At 65.8% G+C, this 14,094-nt stretch carries 12 protein-coding genes; 3 read left to right on the top strand and 9 right to left on the bottom strand.

The window, feature by feature from the left end; all coding sequences use genetic code 11:
- The first annotated feature begins 267 nt into the window (after positions 1–267).
- Together Q319_RS0102925 and Q319_RS0102920 are read left to right on the top strand one after the other, a co-directional pair.
- Positions 268–1,215, top strand: coding sequence for a carbohydrate ABC transporter permease (locus Q319_RS0102925; RefSeq protein WP_029480429.1), 948 nt, complete (start codon positions 268–270; stop codon positions 1,213–1,215).
- Between the two features lie 15 nt (positions 1,216–1,230).
- Positions 1,231–2,082, top strand: a complete 852-nt coding sequence (locus tag Q319_RS0102920) for a carbohydrate ABC transporter permease (protein WP_029480427.1) — start codon at positions 1,231–1,233, stop codon at positions 2,080–2,082.
- Positions 2,083–2,142: 60 nt separating this feature from the next.
- Here the strand turns inward: Q319_RS0102920 and Q319_RS0102915 are convergent, their stop codons facing one another.
- Positions 2,143–2,562 (bottom strand): hypothetical protein, encoded by a 420-nt coding sequence (locus Q319_RS0102915; RefSeq protein WP_029480425.1) that lies wholly within the window; start codon positions 2,560–2,562, stop codon positions 2,143–2,145.
- Between the two features lie 97 nt (positions 2,563–2,659).
- Between Q319_RS0102915 and Q319_RS0102910 the strand changes: the two genes are divergently transcribed.
- On the top strand, positions 2,660–3,844 hold the full coding sequence (locus Q319_RS0102910; RefSeq protein ID WP_029480423.1) for a lipid-A-disaccharide synthase-related protein: 1,185 nt from the start codon (positions 2,660–2,662) through the stop codon (positions 3,842–3,844).
- A gap of 70 nt (positions 3,845–3,914) precedes the next feature.
- Here Q319_RS0102910 and Q319_RS0102905 read toward each other — a convergent pair whose 3' ends face one another.
- The 8 genes from Q319_RS0102905 to Q319_RS0102870 form a co-directional block, all read right to left on the bottom strand.
- Positions 3,915–4,187 (bottom strand): hypothetical protein, encoded by a 273-nt coding sequence (locus Q319_RS0102905; protein WP_029480421.1) that lies wholly within the window; start codon positions 4,185–4,187, stop codon positions 3,915–3,917.
- A gap of 68 nt (positions 4,188–4,255) precedes the next feature.
- On the bottom strand, positions 4,256–5,377 hold the full coding sequence (locus tag Q319_RS0102900; RefSeq protein ID WP_029480419.1) for a DUF58 domain-containing protein: 1,122 nt from the start codon (positions 5,375–5,377) through the stop codon (positions 4,256–4,258).
- Positions 5,374–6,372: an AAA family ATPase gene (locus Q319_RS0102895; protein ID WP_051655052.1), complete on the bottom strand. Its 999-nt coding sequence runs from the start codon at positions 6,370–6,372 to the stop codon at positions 5,374–5,376. The genes Q319_RS0102900 and Q319_RS0102895 overlap by 4 nt, the downstream gene beginning before the upstream one ends.
- Positions 6,369–7,820 (bottom strand): DUF4129 domain-containing protein, encoded by a 1,452-nt coding sequence (locus Q319_RS0102890; protein WP_029480415.1) that lies wholly within the window; start codon positions 7,818–7,820, stop codon positions 6,369–6,371. The genes Q319_RS0102895 and Q319_RS0102890 overlap by 4 nt, the downstream gene beginning before the upstream one ends.
- Before the next feature lie 620 nt (positions 7,821–8,440).
- Positions 8,441–10,129 carry an RNA polymerase sigma factor RpoD gene (gene rpoD / locus Q319_RS0102885; protein WP_029480413.1) on the bottom strand — a complete coding sequence of 563 codons (1,689 nt, stop codon included), beginning with the start codon at positions 10,127–10,129 and terminating at the stop codon, positions 8,441–8,443.
- Positions 10,130–10,349: 220 nt separating this feature from the next.
- Complete coding sequence (locus Q319_RS0102880) at positions 10,350–11,528, bottom strand: class I SAM-dependent methyltransferase (protein ID WP_029480410.1); 1,179 nt, start codon at positions 11,526–11,528, stop codon at positions 10,350–10,352.
- Positions 11,529–11,715: 187 nt separating this feature from the next.
- On the bottom strand, positions 11,716–12,867 hold the full coding sequence (locus tag Q319_RS0102875; protein ID WP_051655051.1) for a phenylacetate--CoA ligase family protein: 1,152 nt from the start codon (positions 12,865–12,867) through the stop codon (positions 11,716–11,718).
- A 285-nt stretch (positions 12,868–13,152) separates the two neighbouring features.
- A complete protein-coding gene (locus tag Q319_RS0102870) occupies positions 13,153–14,001 on the bottom strand; it encodes an ABC transporter ATP-binding protein (protein ID WP_081845860.1) in 849 nt (282 codons plus the stop codon).
- Between the last annotated feature and the right edge of the window lie 93 nt (positions 14,002–14,094).

The raw sequence follows: 14,094 nt of genomic DNA, 5'->3' as shown, positions 1-14,094 counted from the left end.
CGGTGAACTGGGGGACGCCCGCTGCAACTGGGTGTTCCCCCTTCTCATTTCAGAAAGCAGACCCATTTTAGAAATCAGTCCAGCTCCACCGACGCCGCGCGTCATTTCTGCATTCCCCTCAAACACAGACCAGCATTGACCTTTACACTAAAGGCTCCAGATCAGAGCAGGCCAGCCGTTCTCCGCGACAGCGCATTCCATTTGAGCAGTGCCGGGCATCCCCTTTTTTCGGGAACCCACCTTTCAGGGACAAGGAGGCCGTAACCCATGACCGCAAACGCCCCCACCAAGCCTCCAACCGTCCCACCCATTGGCCGCAAGAAAGTTCGCGGCATCGAGGGCGCACGCGCCTGGCAGGCTTTCTGGCTGCTGCTGCCCACATTGATCGCCATTGCGCTGGTGGCCGGTTTCCCGCTATACCGCACGATTTTCTTCTCGGCGCAGGAAGCCAACCTGACTACGCCGGGACAGGCCACCTTTGTCGGCCTCCAGAACTTCTGGTTCACCACCGCCGAGGGCATCGGCCTGGGCTTCATGCAAGACCCCCAGTGGTGGACCGCCGTTCGCAACACACTGATCTTTACCGTGTTCTCGGTGGCGCTGGAAACGGTGTTCGGCATGATCATCGCGCTGGTGGTCAACAGCGCCTTCGCGGGGCGTTCGTTCCTGCGGACCGCCATGCTGGTGCCCTGGGCGATTCCCACAGTGGTCTCGGCGCAGATGTGGGCCTACATGTACAACGATTCCTTCGGCCTGATCGGGCAGGGTTTGCTGGGCGGGCAGGCGCTGCTGGCCGATTCGGGCACGGCCATCTGGGCCATGATCGCCGTGGACGTGTGGAAGACCACCTCGTTCATGGCGCTGCTGATCCTGGCCGGACTGCAAAGCCTGCCCGGCGACATGTACGAGGCCGCCGACATGGACGGCGCAACCAAGTGGACCCAGTTCTGGCGCATGACCCTGCCGCTGCTGCGGCCCGCGCTGCTGGTGGCCCTGGTCTTCCGCAGCCTGGACGCCCTGCGCGTGTTCGACATCATGTACGTGATGCTGGGCGCAAACGTGGCCGCCAGCACCAGCATGACCGGCTACGCCCGCCAGCAACTGATCGACAACCAACTGCTGGGCACCGGCAGCGCCGTCTCGGTGGCCATTTTTATCATCATCATGGCGATTGTGGTCATCTACGTGACCGCCTTCCGCGTGAAGTTCGACTAGAGGAGGGAGACAGACATGTATCTGAAACGGACCAAGCCCGGCCTGTACTACCTTCAGCGCACGCTGTTCTACCTGCTGGTGATCGTGATTACCCTGTACCTGCTGCTGCCCTTCGGCTGGGCCGTGCTGACCAGTTTCCGGCGGGCCACCGATCTGTTCCTGCCGCCGCTGCAATTCGCCTTTGCGCCCACCACCCTGGACAATTACACCCAGGTGTTTGCCAACGCCAGCTTCCGGCGTGGGCTGCTGTTCAGCACGGTGGTTGCCGTGGGCGCGGTGGCCGTCAGCCTGCTGTTCGGCTCGTTTGCCGCCTACGCGCTGGGGCGTTTCCGCTTCCGGGGCAAGCAGTTCATCATGTACATCATCCTGGCGGTCAGCGTGTTTCCGCAGATCGCTGTGCTGGGCGGGCTATTTACCCTGATCACGCGCTTCAACCTGTTTGACAACCCGATTGGCCTGATGGTCTCGTACCTGATCTTCACCATTCCCTTCACCGTCTGGGTGCTGACCTCCTTCGTGCGCGACATTCCTGGCGAGCTGGAAGAAGCGGCGCTGGTGGACGGCGCAAGCCCGCTGCAAACGCTGTTCAAGGTGCTGTTCCCGGTGATGATGCCCGCGCTGGTGACCACCGGTCTGCTGGCCTTCATCAACGCCTGGAACGAGTACCTGTTCGCGCTGACCTTCATGAGTACCAACCGCACCGTGCCCGTGGTGATCGCCAACTACTCGGGTGCGTCGCAGTTTGACCAGCCGTGGGGGCCGATCATGGCCGCCAGCATCGTGGTCACGATTCCGCTGATCACGCTGGTGCTGATTTTCCAGCGCAACATCGTGTCCGGCCTGACGGCAGGGGCGGTCAAGGGCTAGCCTCTTCTCTGACAAAATCGCCTCTCCGAATTCTGGAGGGGCGATTTTCTTTGCTCATCCTCAGTTCAGTCGTCTGATGCGCTCCTGCCCTGAACCCGCATACGTATCCGCCACATCACGCAGCATCTGGCGGGCCAGGGTGATCAACTCGTTCTCGCCCGCCGTTTCCAGCCGGAAGCTGCCGCCGTCGCCGTACTCGCCCTGAAAGGCCCCGCCCACCCGGCGCACGCGCACCAGCATCTCGCACAGACCCAGGCGCAGCCAGGCAGCGTGAAAGCCCCCGGTGGGTACGGGGCGCAGGCGGTTGGCGGGGTCCACGGTGAAGTCCAGCGTCACGTTGTTCAGTGGCAACCCCGGCCCGCTGGCAGTCCGCAGGGCATGGTACAGCGCGTTCAGGAACGACTCGCAGGCGCGCTCCTCGGCCTGCCGCTCGTGGGCGTGGCGGCGGATGGCGGCCTGAAGCTCGTCGAACTCGCTCATTGAAGGTCACTTGCGGGGGGCATCTCAGCCGTATTCCTATCACGCCAGCGCGGACGGGCGATATTAGGATTCGATCATCGGCAGTATGCTGCGGCGCGTGACTGCCGCCCCCCACCCCACCCTGTTCATTTCCAACGGCACGGCGGAAGACCTGATCGGGGCGCGGCTGGCCGGGCTGCTGCCGGGCGAGATTCGTTATTCCCCACTGGTGGGTGAGGGCCGGGCTTATGCCGCCGCCGAGGCCAACCGGGTGGGCCGGGTGCTGCACCTGCCCAGCGGCGGCTTTCCCTTCGGCAGCCTGAACAACCTGAAAGCAGATTTGAGGGCCGGACTGATCGGTGACTCGCTGGGGCAGTGGGCCGACGCCGTGCGCGGGGCCAGAGGCGCGGGCGCAGTCGTCGTCGTGGGCGACGCCTACGCGCTGATGGTGGGCAGTGTGGCGGCGAGGATCAATCACCTGCCCCTGATTCATGTTCAGCCGCTGCTGAGCGCACAGTATCTGGATGGCCTGGGTCTGCGCGGGGCTTTGCGGGAACTGAACGCGCTGGGGGCCAACCTGCCCATGCCCTACGAACTGCGGCTGGCACGCGGGGCCGCCGCCGTCTTCGTGCGCGACGCCGCCACCCAGCGCTACTACCAGCGGCGCGGCGTCCCGGCCCGCTTTGCCGGAAGTTTTGCGATGGACGTGCTAGACAGGCCAGAGCGTGAACTGAATCTGCCACCGGGCCGTCCGGTGCTGGCCCTCTTGCCCGGTTCGCGGGAGGATCACCGTGAGAGTCTGCCCGTGATGCTGCGAGCCGCCGCATTGCTGCCCGAAGTCACGGCGCTGGTGGCCTGGCCGCACGCCTGGGAGGCGGTCACGCTGCCGGACGGCTGGACGCTGGAGATTCGCAATGATGCGGAGGCGCTGGCCACGGGCGAGGGCGCAAGCATCCGCCTGCTGCGCGGTGCTTTCGGCGCAGTGGCGCGGGCGGCGGACATCGCCATCGGCACATCAGGCACGGCGAACGAGCAACTGGCCGGGCTGGGGGTTCCAGTCGTCGCCTTTGCCACGAGCGGCCCACAGTACACCGAGGGCTTTGCGCGGCGGCAGGGGCGTCTGCTGGGCGCGGCGCTCCGGGTGGTGGGGGCGGACCCGGTGATTCTGGCGGCAGAGGTCAGGTCAACTCTTAGCAACGGCCCAATGCGGGCGCGGGCGGCGCTGGACGGATTGACCCGCATCGGTCCGGCGGGGGCCTTGCCTGTTATCGCGGCAGAGATCGAGCGGCTGGCACAGCACTGATCACCCAGAACGAAAAAACACCCGGCACTGAGGCGGGGTGTCTTTCTGGAAGAGGTTCTGGAAAGTCGGGTCAGGGCGTCATTTCCTCGTCGGCGTCGCCCATGTTGGTGCTGGGCGGATCGCTGCCGTCCATCGTTCCGGCCAGCGCCACGTCCTGCTTGTCCATGCCGCGTTCCCTGTACTCCCCGGCCTCGCGGCTCTGGGCCTCCACCTCGGCTTCCAGCTCTGCACCCGGGTCGGTGTGGCCCATGAATTGCAGCTCCACGTTGGTGGGTTCGTGCTTGCCGTCCGTCTCGGTGTTGCCTGGCAGCTTGCCGCCCTGGCGATCATCATTCTGGGTCATGTGCCTACGCTACCAAGTTGAGCGAATCGGCGGCCTGAGCGCTTCCTTCATCTGGCTTCATGCTGGCCTCAGCCGCCCAGCCGCAACACGCTCTGGTTGCCGCGCAGCACGAAGACCAGAATGCCCGCCCCGGCCAGCACCCCAGCCTGCCGCTCCAGATTCCTGACCGAGTCGGGGGCGGCCACCCACTGGCGGCGCGCCCTTTCGCCGGGTTCCAGGTAAAAGCCCTCGGGCATGGCGACGATCGCCACCCGGCTGGCGGTGGCCCGCGCCCGCATGGCCCCGGCGATCAGCGCGGGCGCAGGACTGGCGCTCAGGATGATCAGGTTGCCCCCCGAGCGCGTGGGTGGAATGACAGGCGGGGCCGGGTCCGGCTGAAGCTGCGCCAGCCGCAGCAGGGCGGAATGCAGCGCCTCGGCGTGGCGGCCTGTGGGGGTCACGCCCCCGTTGGTGGCGACAGAGACGGGCAATTCCAGGGCCAGCGCCTCCTGCACCAGACTGGCAGCCAGACGCACGGCGCTTTCGGTAAACACCTCTCCCCCGCTGCTCACGTCCAGATAGACGGTCACGCTGCTGGCCGCCGTGCGCTCGGGTTCGCGGACGCTCAGGGTGCCCGTACGGGCGCTGGAACGCCAGTGGATGCGGCCCGGCGGATCGCCCGGCGTGTAGTCGCGCACGCTCCGCAGGCTGATGGGATCGTCCAGACCCAGGCGGCGGCTCAGGCCACCCTCGGAAAGCAGGGGGCGCAGCAGGTCCGGCAGACGCAGGCCGTGGGGACTGGGAAAGACATCCAGGCGCTGGGAGGCCGGAATGGAAATACTGCGCCAGAACAGCCCCAGCGGATCGGCCCAGTGCAGCGTGGCACCCGGCCATTCGTACACGCCCCGGCTGTTGAGGGTCAGATAGGTACGGACCTCCTGCTCGGAGTGGCCCAGCAGCTCGCCGGACAGCCGCACGGGCGCGTCCACCACCACAGCGCGCGGCGTGGGGTCTTCCAGCAGATACCGGATGGGGAGGCGGCTGTGCAGATCGAGCCGGACTATCAGGGGCAAGCGGGTGCCCTGAAAGCCGTTGGGGGGCACTTCACGGGTCAGGGTCACGCGCGGAGGCTGGCGGTAGGCGGCCCACAGGAGTCCGGCCAGCACACCGAGAACCGCCAGCCACACCAGGGCCGAGATCAGCAGGTTCACTGCGCGCCGACAGCCTCAGGCTGAGAGTGATCCGATTCCACCGGCACCGGCTCGGAGCGCAGTACCTCGCGCACCACTTCCTCGGCGGGCAATCCCTGCAAGCGGGCCTCGATCCTGAGGCTCAAGCGGTGGGCCAGCACCCCAGGAGCAGCCCGCTGCACGTCGTCAGGGGTGACGTAACCGCGCTCCTCCATCCACGCCAGCGCCTGCGCCACCCCCTGCAAGGCCAGACTGGCACGCGGGCCGCCGCCCAGCGCCACAGCGGAATGCGTGCGCGTGCGGGCCGCCAGCGACGCCATATAACGCCGCAAGTCCTCGGAGACATGCACGGCCTGAACCTCACGGCGGGCAGCCAGCAGATCGGCGGGCGCAGCCACCGATTCCAGCGTATGAATTGGGTGCTGCCCCTGGAGGCGCGCGAGCATCCGCACCTCTTCCTCCAGCGTGGGATAGCCCACCGACAGGCGCAGCAGAAAGCGGTCCAGTTGCGCTTCGGGCAGGCGGTAGGTGCCCTCGTTTTCAATCGGGTTCTGGGTGGCGATCACCACGAAGGGCTGCTCCAGCGTATGCGTGACGCCGGATTCGGTGACCTGCCCCTCGCCCATCGCCTCCAGCAGCGCGGACTGGGTCTTGGGGGTGGCGCGGTTGATCTCGTCGGCCAGCAGGACACCCGTGAAAATCGGCCCCGGCACGAACTCGAAGGTGCCACTGGCGGGGCGGTACACGCTGACGCCAGTCACGTCGCCGGGCAGCAGGTCCGGGGTGAACTGCACGCGGGTGAAGGTCAGGCCCAGGCTGACAGCCAGCGCGCGGGCCAGCATTGTTTTGCCGGTGCCGGGGGCGTCTTCCAGCAGCACGTGGCCCCCGGCCAGCACCCCGGCCAGGGCCAGCCCGGACACGCCCTCCTTGCCCACCAGCACGCGGGCGATGTTGTCCAGAATGCTGCGGGCGAAGGGCTGCGTGGTGGGTGAAGGGGACAGGGATGAATCGGTCATGGGTTTTCCTTTGTTGAAAGGGAGTCGGGAGCGCCTTCGGATGGATCAGAGTCTTCGGATGGATCATGGGGGGGCGGCAGATCGGGCAGCACTACGGCCAGCTCATGCGCTGCCGCCTCGGCCTGGGCGGCGTCCTCGTCGGTCACGCGCCCGCCGTAGCGCACCGGGCCATACGCGCGGGTCAGGGTGTCCAGCGGCCCGGCCAGCACGGCGTCCAGGGCAGTCAGGCGCGCCGCGTAGCCTGCCGGGGTTTCAGCGGCCAGCCTGCCGCGCCCATGCTGCCGCAGCAGTTCCTCGGCCTGTCGGTAGGCGAGGCGGACACGGTGCAGGGCGGGCTGGGTGGAGACGGGGGCCGCGTCCTCAAGCCCATCCAGGGCTTTTTCGTCGCTCTCCTTCTCTCTAGGCTGCGTGAAGTTCAGCCAGAACAGCGCGGCGGCCAGCGCAAACAGCAGCGCCAGACTGAGCCACAGCAGCGCCTGGAGAAAACCGCTGACATCGATCTGCCGCCGCCCGGTGATGTTGCTGAGCAGCTCCCCCAGGGCGTTACCCGCGCCGGGACCCATCGTCTGCGCCGCCCCTGAACCGCCGCCGTCGCCGCCGGACAGCAACACGCCCGCTGCCAGCCACACTGCCCCGGTCAGCAGCAACCCCGCCACCATCAGCATCTCGATCAGCCGGGGCTTGCGGCCCTCCTCCCGGCGGAGTCTGAACAGCAGCCCGCCGCCCGCCACCAGCAACAGCAGTCCGCCCAGCAGGATGGCGTCGATGGGCAGAAAAACGTTGTCGATGGTGAACTGAAAAGGCAATGCCAGTCCGGGCGAGTTGGGGACGGACGGCGTCTGGCCCAGGTCCGGGGGCACAGTCTGATTGGGGGGCGGCAGAGGGGCGGTGGCAGGCGGCGGTGTCGGCCCGCCCAGCGCTCCCCAGTTCACAGCCTGACGCGGCAGCAGCACGCTGAAAAGCAGCAGGGCCGCCAGCGCTGCGCCGGCCACCCACCACACGCGGGGCGTCGGTTGCTCGGGACGCCGTCCCATCCGTTCGTCGCGGCCCGGAACCGCCAGCAGTCCCCCGGCCAGCGCCAGCAGCAGCCCCGGCTGTGGGGCCAGCAGCCCGATCAGCAGCGGCACAAACAACGCCCCACGACTGCGCCGCAAGCCATCGGTGATGCGGTTGGCGGACCAGTTCAGGGCAATCACCACAAAAAACAGGGCCAGATAGTGCAGGGCCAGACCCACCAGCGCTGCCCGGCCCTGCGCCAGCGCTGCCGGGGCCAGGGCCACCGCCGCGCCGCCCACCACCAGCAGACTCAGCAGCAGGCGGCCTTCCTCCCAGCGGGGCCAGCGCACGGCCAGACCGAACAACACGCACAGCAACGCGGTGGCCCACCATGGCAGCCAGCCCGCCGCCGCCAGCGGAAGCAGCGCCAGCCCGTAGGCCCGCCACGACACCCGTGCCGGGGCGTCCAGCCAGGGTTCCTCACGCGGCGCGGCGGTCAGGAGAATTCCTCGAACATCATCTCAAGTGGAGAATACGCGCTCGGGTGGGGAAAAGTTGCCGTTTTTAGCTCTTTTCGGGTGGAGGCTTGTCAGTGGATCGGCTTCGTGGCGGGCAGGGGGGATGCCACGGTTGAACCCCTCTGCTTCGCAGCTCTGCGAGTCCGCCCCTACGGGGCACCTCCCCTTAGAAGGGAGGCAAGGAGATTGCTTGTGGCACAGGACTTTTGTGCTTCTTGGCTCCCTTTAAGGCTGGGTGATGCAGACAAGTCTCTCATGTTTAGCTTTGCGCTGATTTTCGCAAAATGCCATTTTTCTCTGACCGCACTGGGACGGCGTTTGCGGTTCCCCCCTCCCAGCCTCCCCCGCGAGGGGGGAGGAGCTAAAAATGCCGTGTTTATCGGTATCGTCACTTTTATGAGAGAGATCTCTGCATCACACAGCCCTTTAAGGGGAGCTGGCTGCGAAGCAGACTGAGGGGTTAAACCGTGGCGGCAACCCTACGAGATCGCCGTCTAAAGCCACAAAAAACCGCCCCCGACGAAAGTCCGGGGCGGCGCAGAACAACAATCTGATCAGTCCAGAAAGTCGCGCAGCTTGCGGGTGCGGCTCTCGTGGTACTTGAGCTTGCGCAGCGCCTTGTTCTCGATCTGGCGGATGCGTTCGCGGGTGACGCTGAAGCGCTGGCCGACTTCCTCCAGCGTGTGTTCGCGGCCATCGACGAGGCCCTTGCGGAACTTCAGCACCATCGCCTCACGCTCGGTCAGCTTGGACAGGGCCTTTTCCAGTTCCTCCGAGAGCAGGGTCTTGGCGGCGTTGTCCACCGGGGAATCCAGATTGTCGTCGGGAATGAAGTCGCCGTAGAAGCTGTCCTTCTCGTCGCCGATAGGCGTTTCCAGCGACACCGGCTCCTGACTGACCTTCTGGACTTCCTCCACCTTGTTGGCGTCCCAGCCGGGTCCCATCGCCTCGGCGATTTCCTCGTGCGTGGCCTCGCGCGAGAGTTCCTGCTGCAATTGCCGCGCCGTGCGGGTCAGCTTGTTGATGGTTTCAACCATATGCACCGGGATGCGGATGGTGCGCGCCTGATCGGCGATGGCGCGGTTGATGGCCTGCCGGATCCACCACGTCGCGTAGGTGGAGAACTTGTAGCGGCGGCGGTACTCGAACTTCTCCACCGCACGGATCAGGCCCTGATTGCCTTCCTGGATCAGATCGAGGAAGCCCAGGCCACGCCCGGTGTACTTCTTGGCGATACTGACCACCAGACGCAGGTTGGCCTCGATCAATCCCTGGCGGGCCGCCGCGCCGTCTTCCACCTGACGCATCTGGCGGCGGCGGGCGCGGTCTTCCATCTCCAGCTCTTCTTCCAGAATCTTGCGGGCTTCCTCGCCTTCCTCGATGCGGCGGGCCAGCGCGATTTCTTCCTCCAGCGTCAGCAGCGGCACGCGCCCGATCTCGTGCAGGTACTGGCGCACCGGGTCATTGCTGACGGCGCGCGGCATGTCATCGAAGTACTTTTCCTCGTCGTCGGGCTGGTTGGTGGCACGGGCGGCGGCGGGGCCGTCCTCGGTTTCCTCATCCTCGGACTCTTCCTCGTCATCCTCGTCGGCGTCCTGAACCTCGATGTTCTGGGCGGCGATGTAGAGCTGAAGATCCTCGAAGGCGTCGGCGTTCTCCGGGTTTTCGGGGTCCAGACCATTGGCTTCCAGCGCGGTGGCCAGCGCCGTGGCAATGTCCTCGGAGGCCAGCACGCCCGCCGCCTTGCCGTTCTTGAGCAATTCCTGAATGCCGGAGTGCGCGTAGTAGGGCTTGTCGGCCACGGCGACTTTGGGCGCGGCAGGTGCCTTGCTTGCGGCCTTGCCGGCAGGTGCCTTGGCCGCAGCCGTCTTCTTGTCGGCTTTGGCGGGCGTGTCAGAAGTGGCTTCGGCAGCCGTGGCTGTCTTCTTGGGAGCGGCTTTTTTGGCTGGGGCCTTGGCTTTGGGTTCAGCCGCGTCTGCTTCGGCAACAGCTTTCTTTGCGGCTGGCTTCTTGGCGGCAGCCTTCACCGGCGCGTCGCCGTCGGTCTTGGCGGTTGCTGCTTTCTTGGCCGCAGGCTTCTTCACTGGGGCGGCCTTGGCCGCTACTTCCTCGGCGGGCGCAGCTCTGGCGGCAGCGGGTTTAGCCCCGCCCACACGGGTACGCGGCTTCTTTTCAGCGGCCTGGGGAGCCGCCTCGGGGATGTCAGTTGCTTGTTCGGGTGATGCTTTGGTGGACTCTGCCATGCGGCCTCCTGTGGCAAAAAATGGATCAATCGGGGAAAGGCGGAACTCAGGTCTCAAACCCGGAGACTGGATGCCGAAACGCGCCAGTCTAGCAAACGCATTCGCGGGCCAGCGCCCACCTGAAGGCAGTCGTAAATTTTACCACGCCCCCGGTGAATCTGCCAGCACGCGTATCAACACTTCCATTACGTGTCAAACGGGGAAAAGGTTCCCGGTCAGGTCAGCCGCGCGTCGCCGCCAGTACCTTGAATCCGCCCGCACGCGCCAGTTCCCGCGCCGGGCCGATTTCACGCAGCGGCGTTTCGTAGGGCAGAGGTTCGTTTGCTACCAGATACAGCGTGCCACCCGGCTTCAGGCGGCGTGAGGCCGTGGCCAGGAACTCCAGTGCCACATCCAGCACCACGCCGCGCCCCACATGAAAGGGCGGATTGGTCAGGATGATGTCGAAGGTGCGCTCGCCCAGAGCCGCGTCCACGTCCGAGTGGATGACCTCGCCCGCCAATCCGTTCGCCTCCAGCGTCAGGCGCGAGCTGCGGACGCTCTGCAAGTCGCCGTCCACCAGGGTCACCTTTGCCCCGCGCCGGGCCGCCCACGCACCGATCAGGCCCGCGCCGCAGCCCAGATCGAGAACGTGCTGGCCGGACAGGTCCAGTTCTCCCAACGTCTCCAGCAGCAGAGAAGTCGCCTTATCCGCCTTGCCCGCGCTGAAGACTCCGGGTAAACCGACAATCTGGATGCCGAACGCCTCGTAGTTCTCGGCTTCGGGCAGGAGCGGCGTGGGGCCGGGGCGACGGGTCAGACGGGCCACGCGCATTCCGCCGTCACGGGCCACCGTCTCCCCTGTCCCGAATGCTGCGCCCGCCGCGCGCACATAGCGGTCAAAGCCCTTGTCGCGGTCCCCCGCCAGATACAGTGTGCCGCCCGGAGGCGTCTGCGCGTGCGCCCAGGCGATCTGCGCCGAGATGTAAGCGTTGCCCCGGTCCCCGGCCAGCGTCAGTGCCACCGTGCGCGCCCGTTCGGGCCAGCGTTCAGCCAGCGCATCGCCGGGGGCAGCAGCCAGAAATTCGTAACCCGCAGACTCCAGCACTGCCAGCGCCGCCGCCGAACCCTCCACCGCACGCAGGGCCACACCGGGCAAGCTGCCCAGCAATCCACCTGCCGCCGACAGGTCCAGCACCTCGCCCGACACCCGGTCCTTTCGCATGGTCTGGGCCAACAACTCCTGGGCCGCGTCCACACCGGGAAAACCGCGCACGCCGGGTTTGGTGAGGGCAGTCATCCCTTCCAACCTCTGGCCGAGTCTGGCGGGGCGGACCCCGAAATAATCCCCGCTGCCACCGGTTTCTTCACGCACAGGCGGGCGGACGATTCTGATTTTCTGCTTCTTGCGGCCAGTCACACTCCTTCATGTATCACATGACGGTCCAGTCGGCGGTCACCCAAGGCCAGCTCAATCTCCCTCACACGCGCCGCACAGGCGCAGGCCCCATGCTGAGGGGGCCAAACAATTTAACCTGGCCGGGTGAAGTCAGGAAGGCTGCCCCACAGTTGCTGGGGCTTTTTTCTGTCTCGATTTTCTGCCTTTATTACCGCTCGTCCAGCACGCCTGCGCCCTCGTGATCCGTGGTGACGGCCAGCGCATCCAACCGGATGGCAAAACGGCGCTGGAAGTCGGCCAGCAGCACGTCCACGCTCTCAGGCATCTCGCCGCGAACAGTCAACCCCAGGCGATCCGCGCCGCCCTGAGACCACAGCCTCAGCGTGTGCTGGCTGTGGTCCAGCCCATGCCCCGCCAGCCAGAACGCGACTTCACGCGGGAATAGCTTGACGCCCTTGACCTTGAGCATGCCGCCAACATTGCCGAAGACGCCGCCGGGCAGATAAACACCGTCCGCACGCCTTTCCAGCCGGGTCAGGTCCCCGGTGCGGAAGCGCAGCAATGGCATGGCCTGCTTGCTCAGATGGGTCACGACGAGTTCTCCGCGTTCACCGTCCGGCATGGCCGCCCCGGTTTCGGGATCTATGACTTCCAGATGGACCCAGTCTTCCAGCACGCGCAGACCGTTCTTTTCGGGGGTTTCCAGGGCCATCATTCCGGCCTCGCTGCTGGCGTAGGCGTCCAGGGCCACGCAGCCCAGCGCCGCTTCCACCCGCTCCCGGCGGCCCGCGATGCTGGTGAGCGGCTCGCCCGACGAGATCAGCAGTTCTACCCGCGCACCTGCCTCGCCCAGCTTCTGCGCGAAACTGGGGGCGGAAACGAGGACGCGCACGCCCAGTTTCCGAATGGCGTCCAGTTGCGCTTCCGATTCGCCGGGACCAAAGGGCAGGGTTTTTGTGCCCAGCGCCTCGAAGCCGTCCTGCATGATCCAGCCGCCTGCGAAGCGGTGAAAGCCGAAGGCGATCTGAACGTGATCTTCAGGGCGAACACCCGCCCGCGCGAAAGCCGACGCCGCCGCCTGCCCGTGCGCGTCAATGTCCGCCCGCGTGGCGTATTCGGGCAGCCAACCCCCGCCCAGATGCGGCGTGAGATGAACGCGCACGGCGTCGGGGTGGGCCAGTTCGCCCGCCTCAAAAGCCTCCGTCAGTCGTTCGCGGGTCAGGAAGGGAACAGTGCCCCAGTTGGAGTTTTCAGAGGTCTGCTTGAGGGCAGCGCGGTAGAGGGGATGGCTCTTGAGGCGAACCAGCAATTCAGCCTGATTGGCGGGTGCGGTGGAACTTGGTTGGAGTGTGTTGGTCATTGATTGTCCTTAAAGGCAAGGCAGGCGGTGCCTGCCACCCCCCTCCCAGCCTCCCCCGCAAGGAGGGAGGAGCTAAGAGCCTATTCGGGAAGTCGAAGGTGAGTATCAGATTTAATGTGACTCAGACAGTGTTTCCACTCCCTCCCTCTTTATGGGGGAGGGTTAGGGAGGGGGTGAACCGCAGACGCCCTCCCAGCGCACCTTAATCAAAACAGACGCTCCACTTTCCGAATAGGCTCTAAAAGCCCTGACGTCTTGTTTAGAGCGTAGGCACCCGAACGCCCTTCACATCCAGCGTTTGCGCCGCTTGTAACTCTTGACGTCCTTGAAACTCTTGCGGACGCCGCCCTCGGTGACGCCCAGATAAAACTCCTTGACGTCAGGGTTACTGGCGAGGTGGGCGCTGGGGCCTTCCATCACGATGCGTCCGCTTTCCATGACGTAGCCGTAATCGCTGTTCCGAAGAGCGATGTTGGCGTTCTGCTCCACCACCAGCACGCTCAGGCCCTCCTCGCGGTTGATGCGGCGCACGTTGTCAAAGATCTCGGCGACCAGCAGCGGCGCAAGGCCCAGGCTGGGTTCGTCCAGCAGCAGCACTTTCGGGTGGGCCATCAACGCGCGGCCAATGGCAATCATCTGCTGCTCGCCGCCGGAGGTGTACCCGGCCTGCTTGTGCCGCAGTGCGGGCAGCTTGGGAAAGTAGGTGTAGATGCGCTCCAGATCGTCTTTCCAGTTGCCCCGGCCCAGAATCGCCCCGGCCCGCAGGTTTTCCTCCACCGACAGGTGCTTGAAGACGCGGCGGCCCTCCGGCACCTGCACCACGCCGGATTTGACGACGTCGGTGCCGTTGAGGGCGCTTAAAATCTTGCCCGCAAAGGAAATGGTGCCTTCTCTGATCTTGCCGTTCTCGGGTTTCAGCAACCCTGAAATGGCCCGCAGTGTTGTCGTTTTTCCTGCGCCGTTGGTGCCGAGCAGGCTAGTCACTTGACCGGCCCGTACGGTCAGGCTCACGCCGCGCAACACCTGAATAATGTCGTGATAGACGACTTCCACGTTGTTGACAGTCAGGTCGTCCTTGCTGGCCGAAGTCTGGGGCGGCGGAGCGGTAGCAGGTTGGGGGGTGGAGAGGGTCATGAGGGTGGACCTCCGAGGCGGGTGTTGGGGTGACGTGGGGCGGAGGCGCGAGTCACACGCCTCCCCTCCCCAGCCATCTGCCCAGGCAGCAGA

The organism is Deinococcus marmoris DSM 12784 (genome assembly GCF_000701405.1).
In the GTDB taxonomy this organism is placed as follows: domain Bacteria; phylum Deinococcota; class Deinococci; order Deinococcales; family Deinococcaceae; genus Deinococcus; species Deinococcus marmoris.
This window is presented reverse-complemented; position numbering and strand designations above follow the sequence as displayed.

Bases quoted from the DNA above. Each gene is read 5' to 3' on its own strand.
- Q319_RS0102925 (WP_029480429.1), top strand. From the start codon at position 268: ATGACCGCAAACGCCCCCACCAAGCCTCCAACCGTCCCACCCATTGGC.
- Q319_RS0102920 (WP_029480427.1), top strand. From the start codon at position 1,231: ATGTATCTGAAACGGACCAAGCCCGGCCTGTACTACCTTCAGCGCACG.
- Q319_RS0102915 (WP_029480425.1), bottom strand. From the start codon at position 2,562: ATGAGCGAGTTCGACGAGCTTCAGGCCGCCATCCGCCGCCACGCCCAC.
- Q319_RS0102905 (WP_029480421.1), bottom strand. From the start codon at position 4,187: ATGACCCAGAATGATGATCGCCAGGGCGGCAAGCTGCCAGGCAACACC.
- Q319_RS0102895 (WP_051655052.1), bottom strand. From the start codon at position 6,372: ATGACCGATTCATCCCTGTCCCCTTCACCCACCACGCAGCCCTTCGCC.
- rpoD (WP_029480413.1), bottom strand. From the start codon at position 10,129: ATGGCAGAGTCCACCAAAGCATCACCCGAACAAGCAACTGACATCCCC.
- Q319_RS0102875 (WP_051655051.1), bottom strand. From the start codon at position 12,867: ATGACCAACACACTCCAACCAAGTTCCACCGCACCCGCCAATCAGGCT.
- Q319_RS0102870 (WP_081845860.1), bottom strand. From the start codon at position 14,001: ATGACCCTCTCCACCCCCCAACCTGCTACCGCTCCGCCGCCCCAGACT.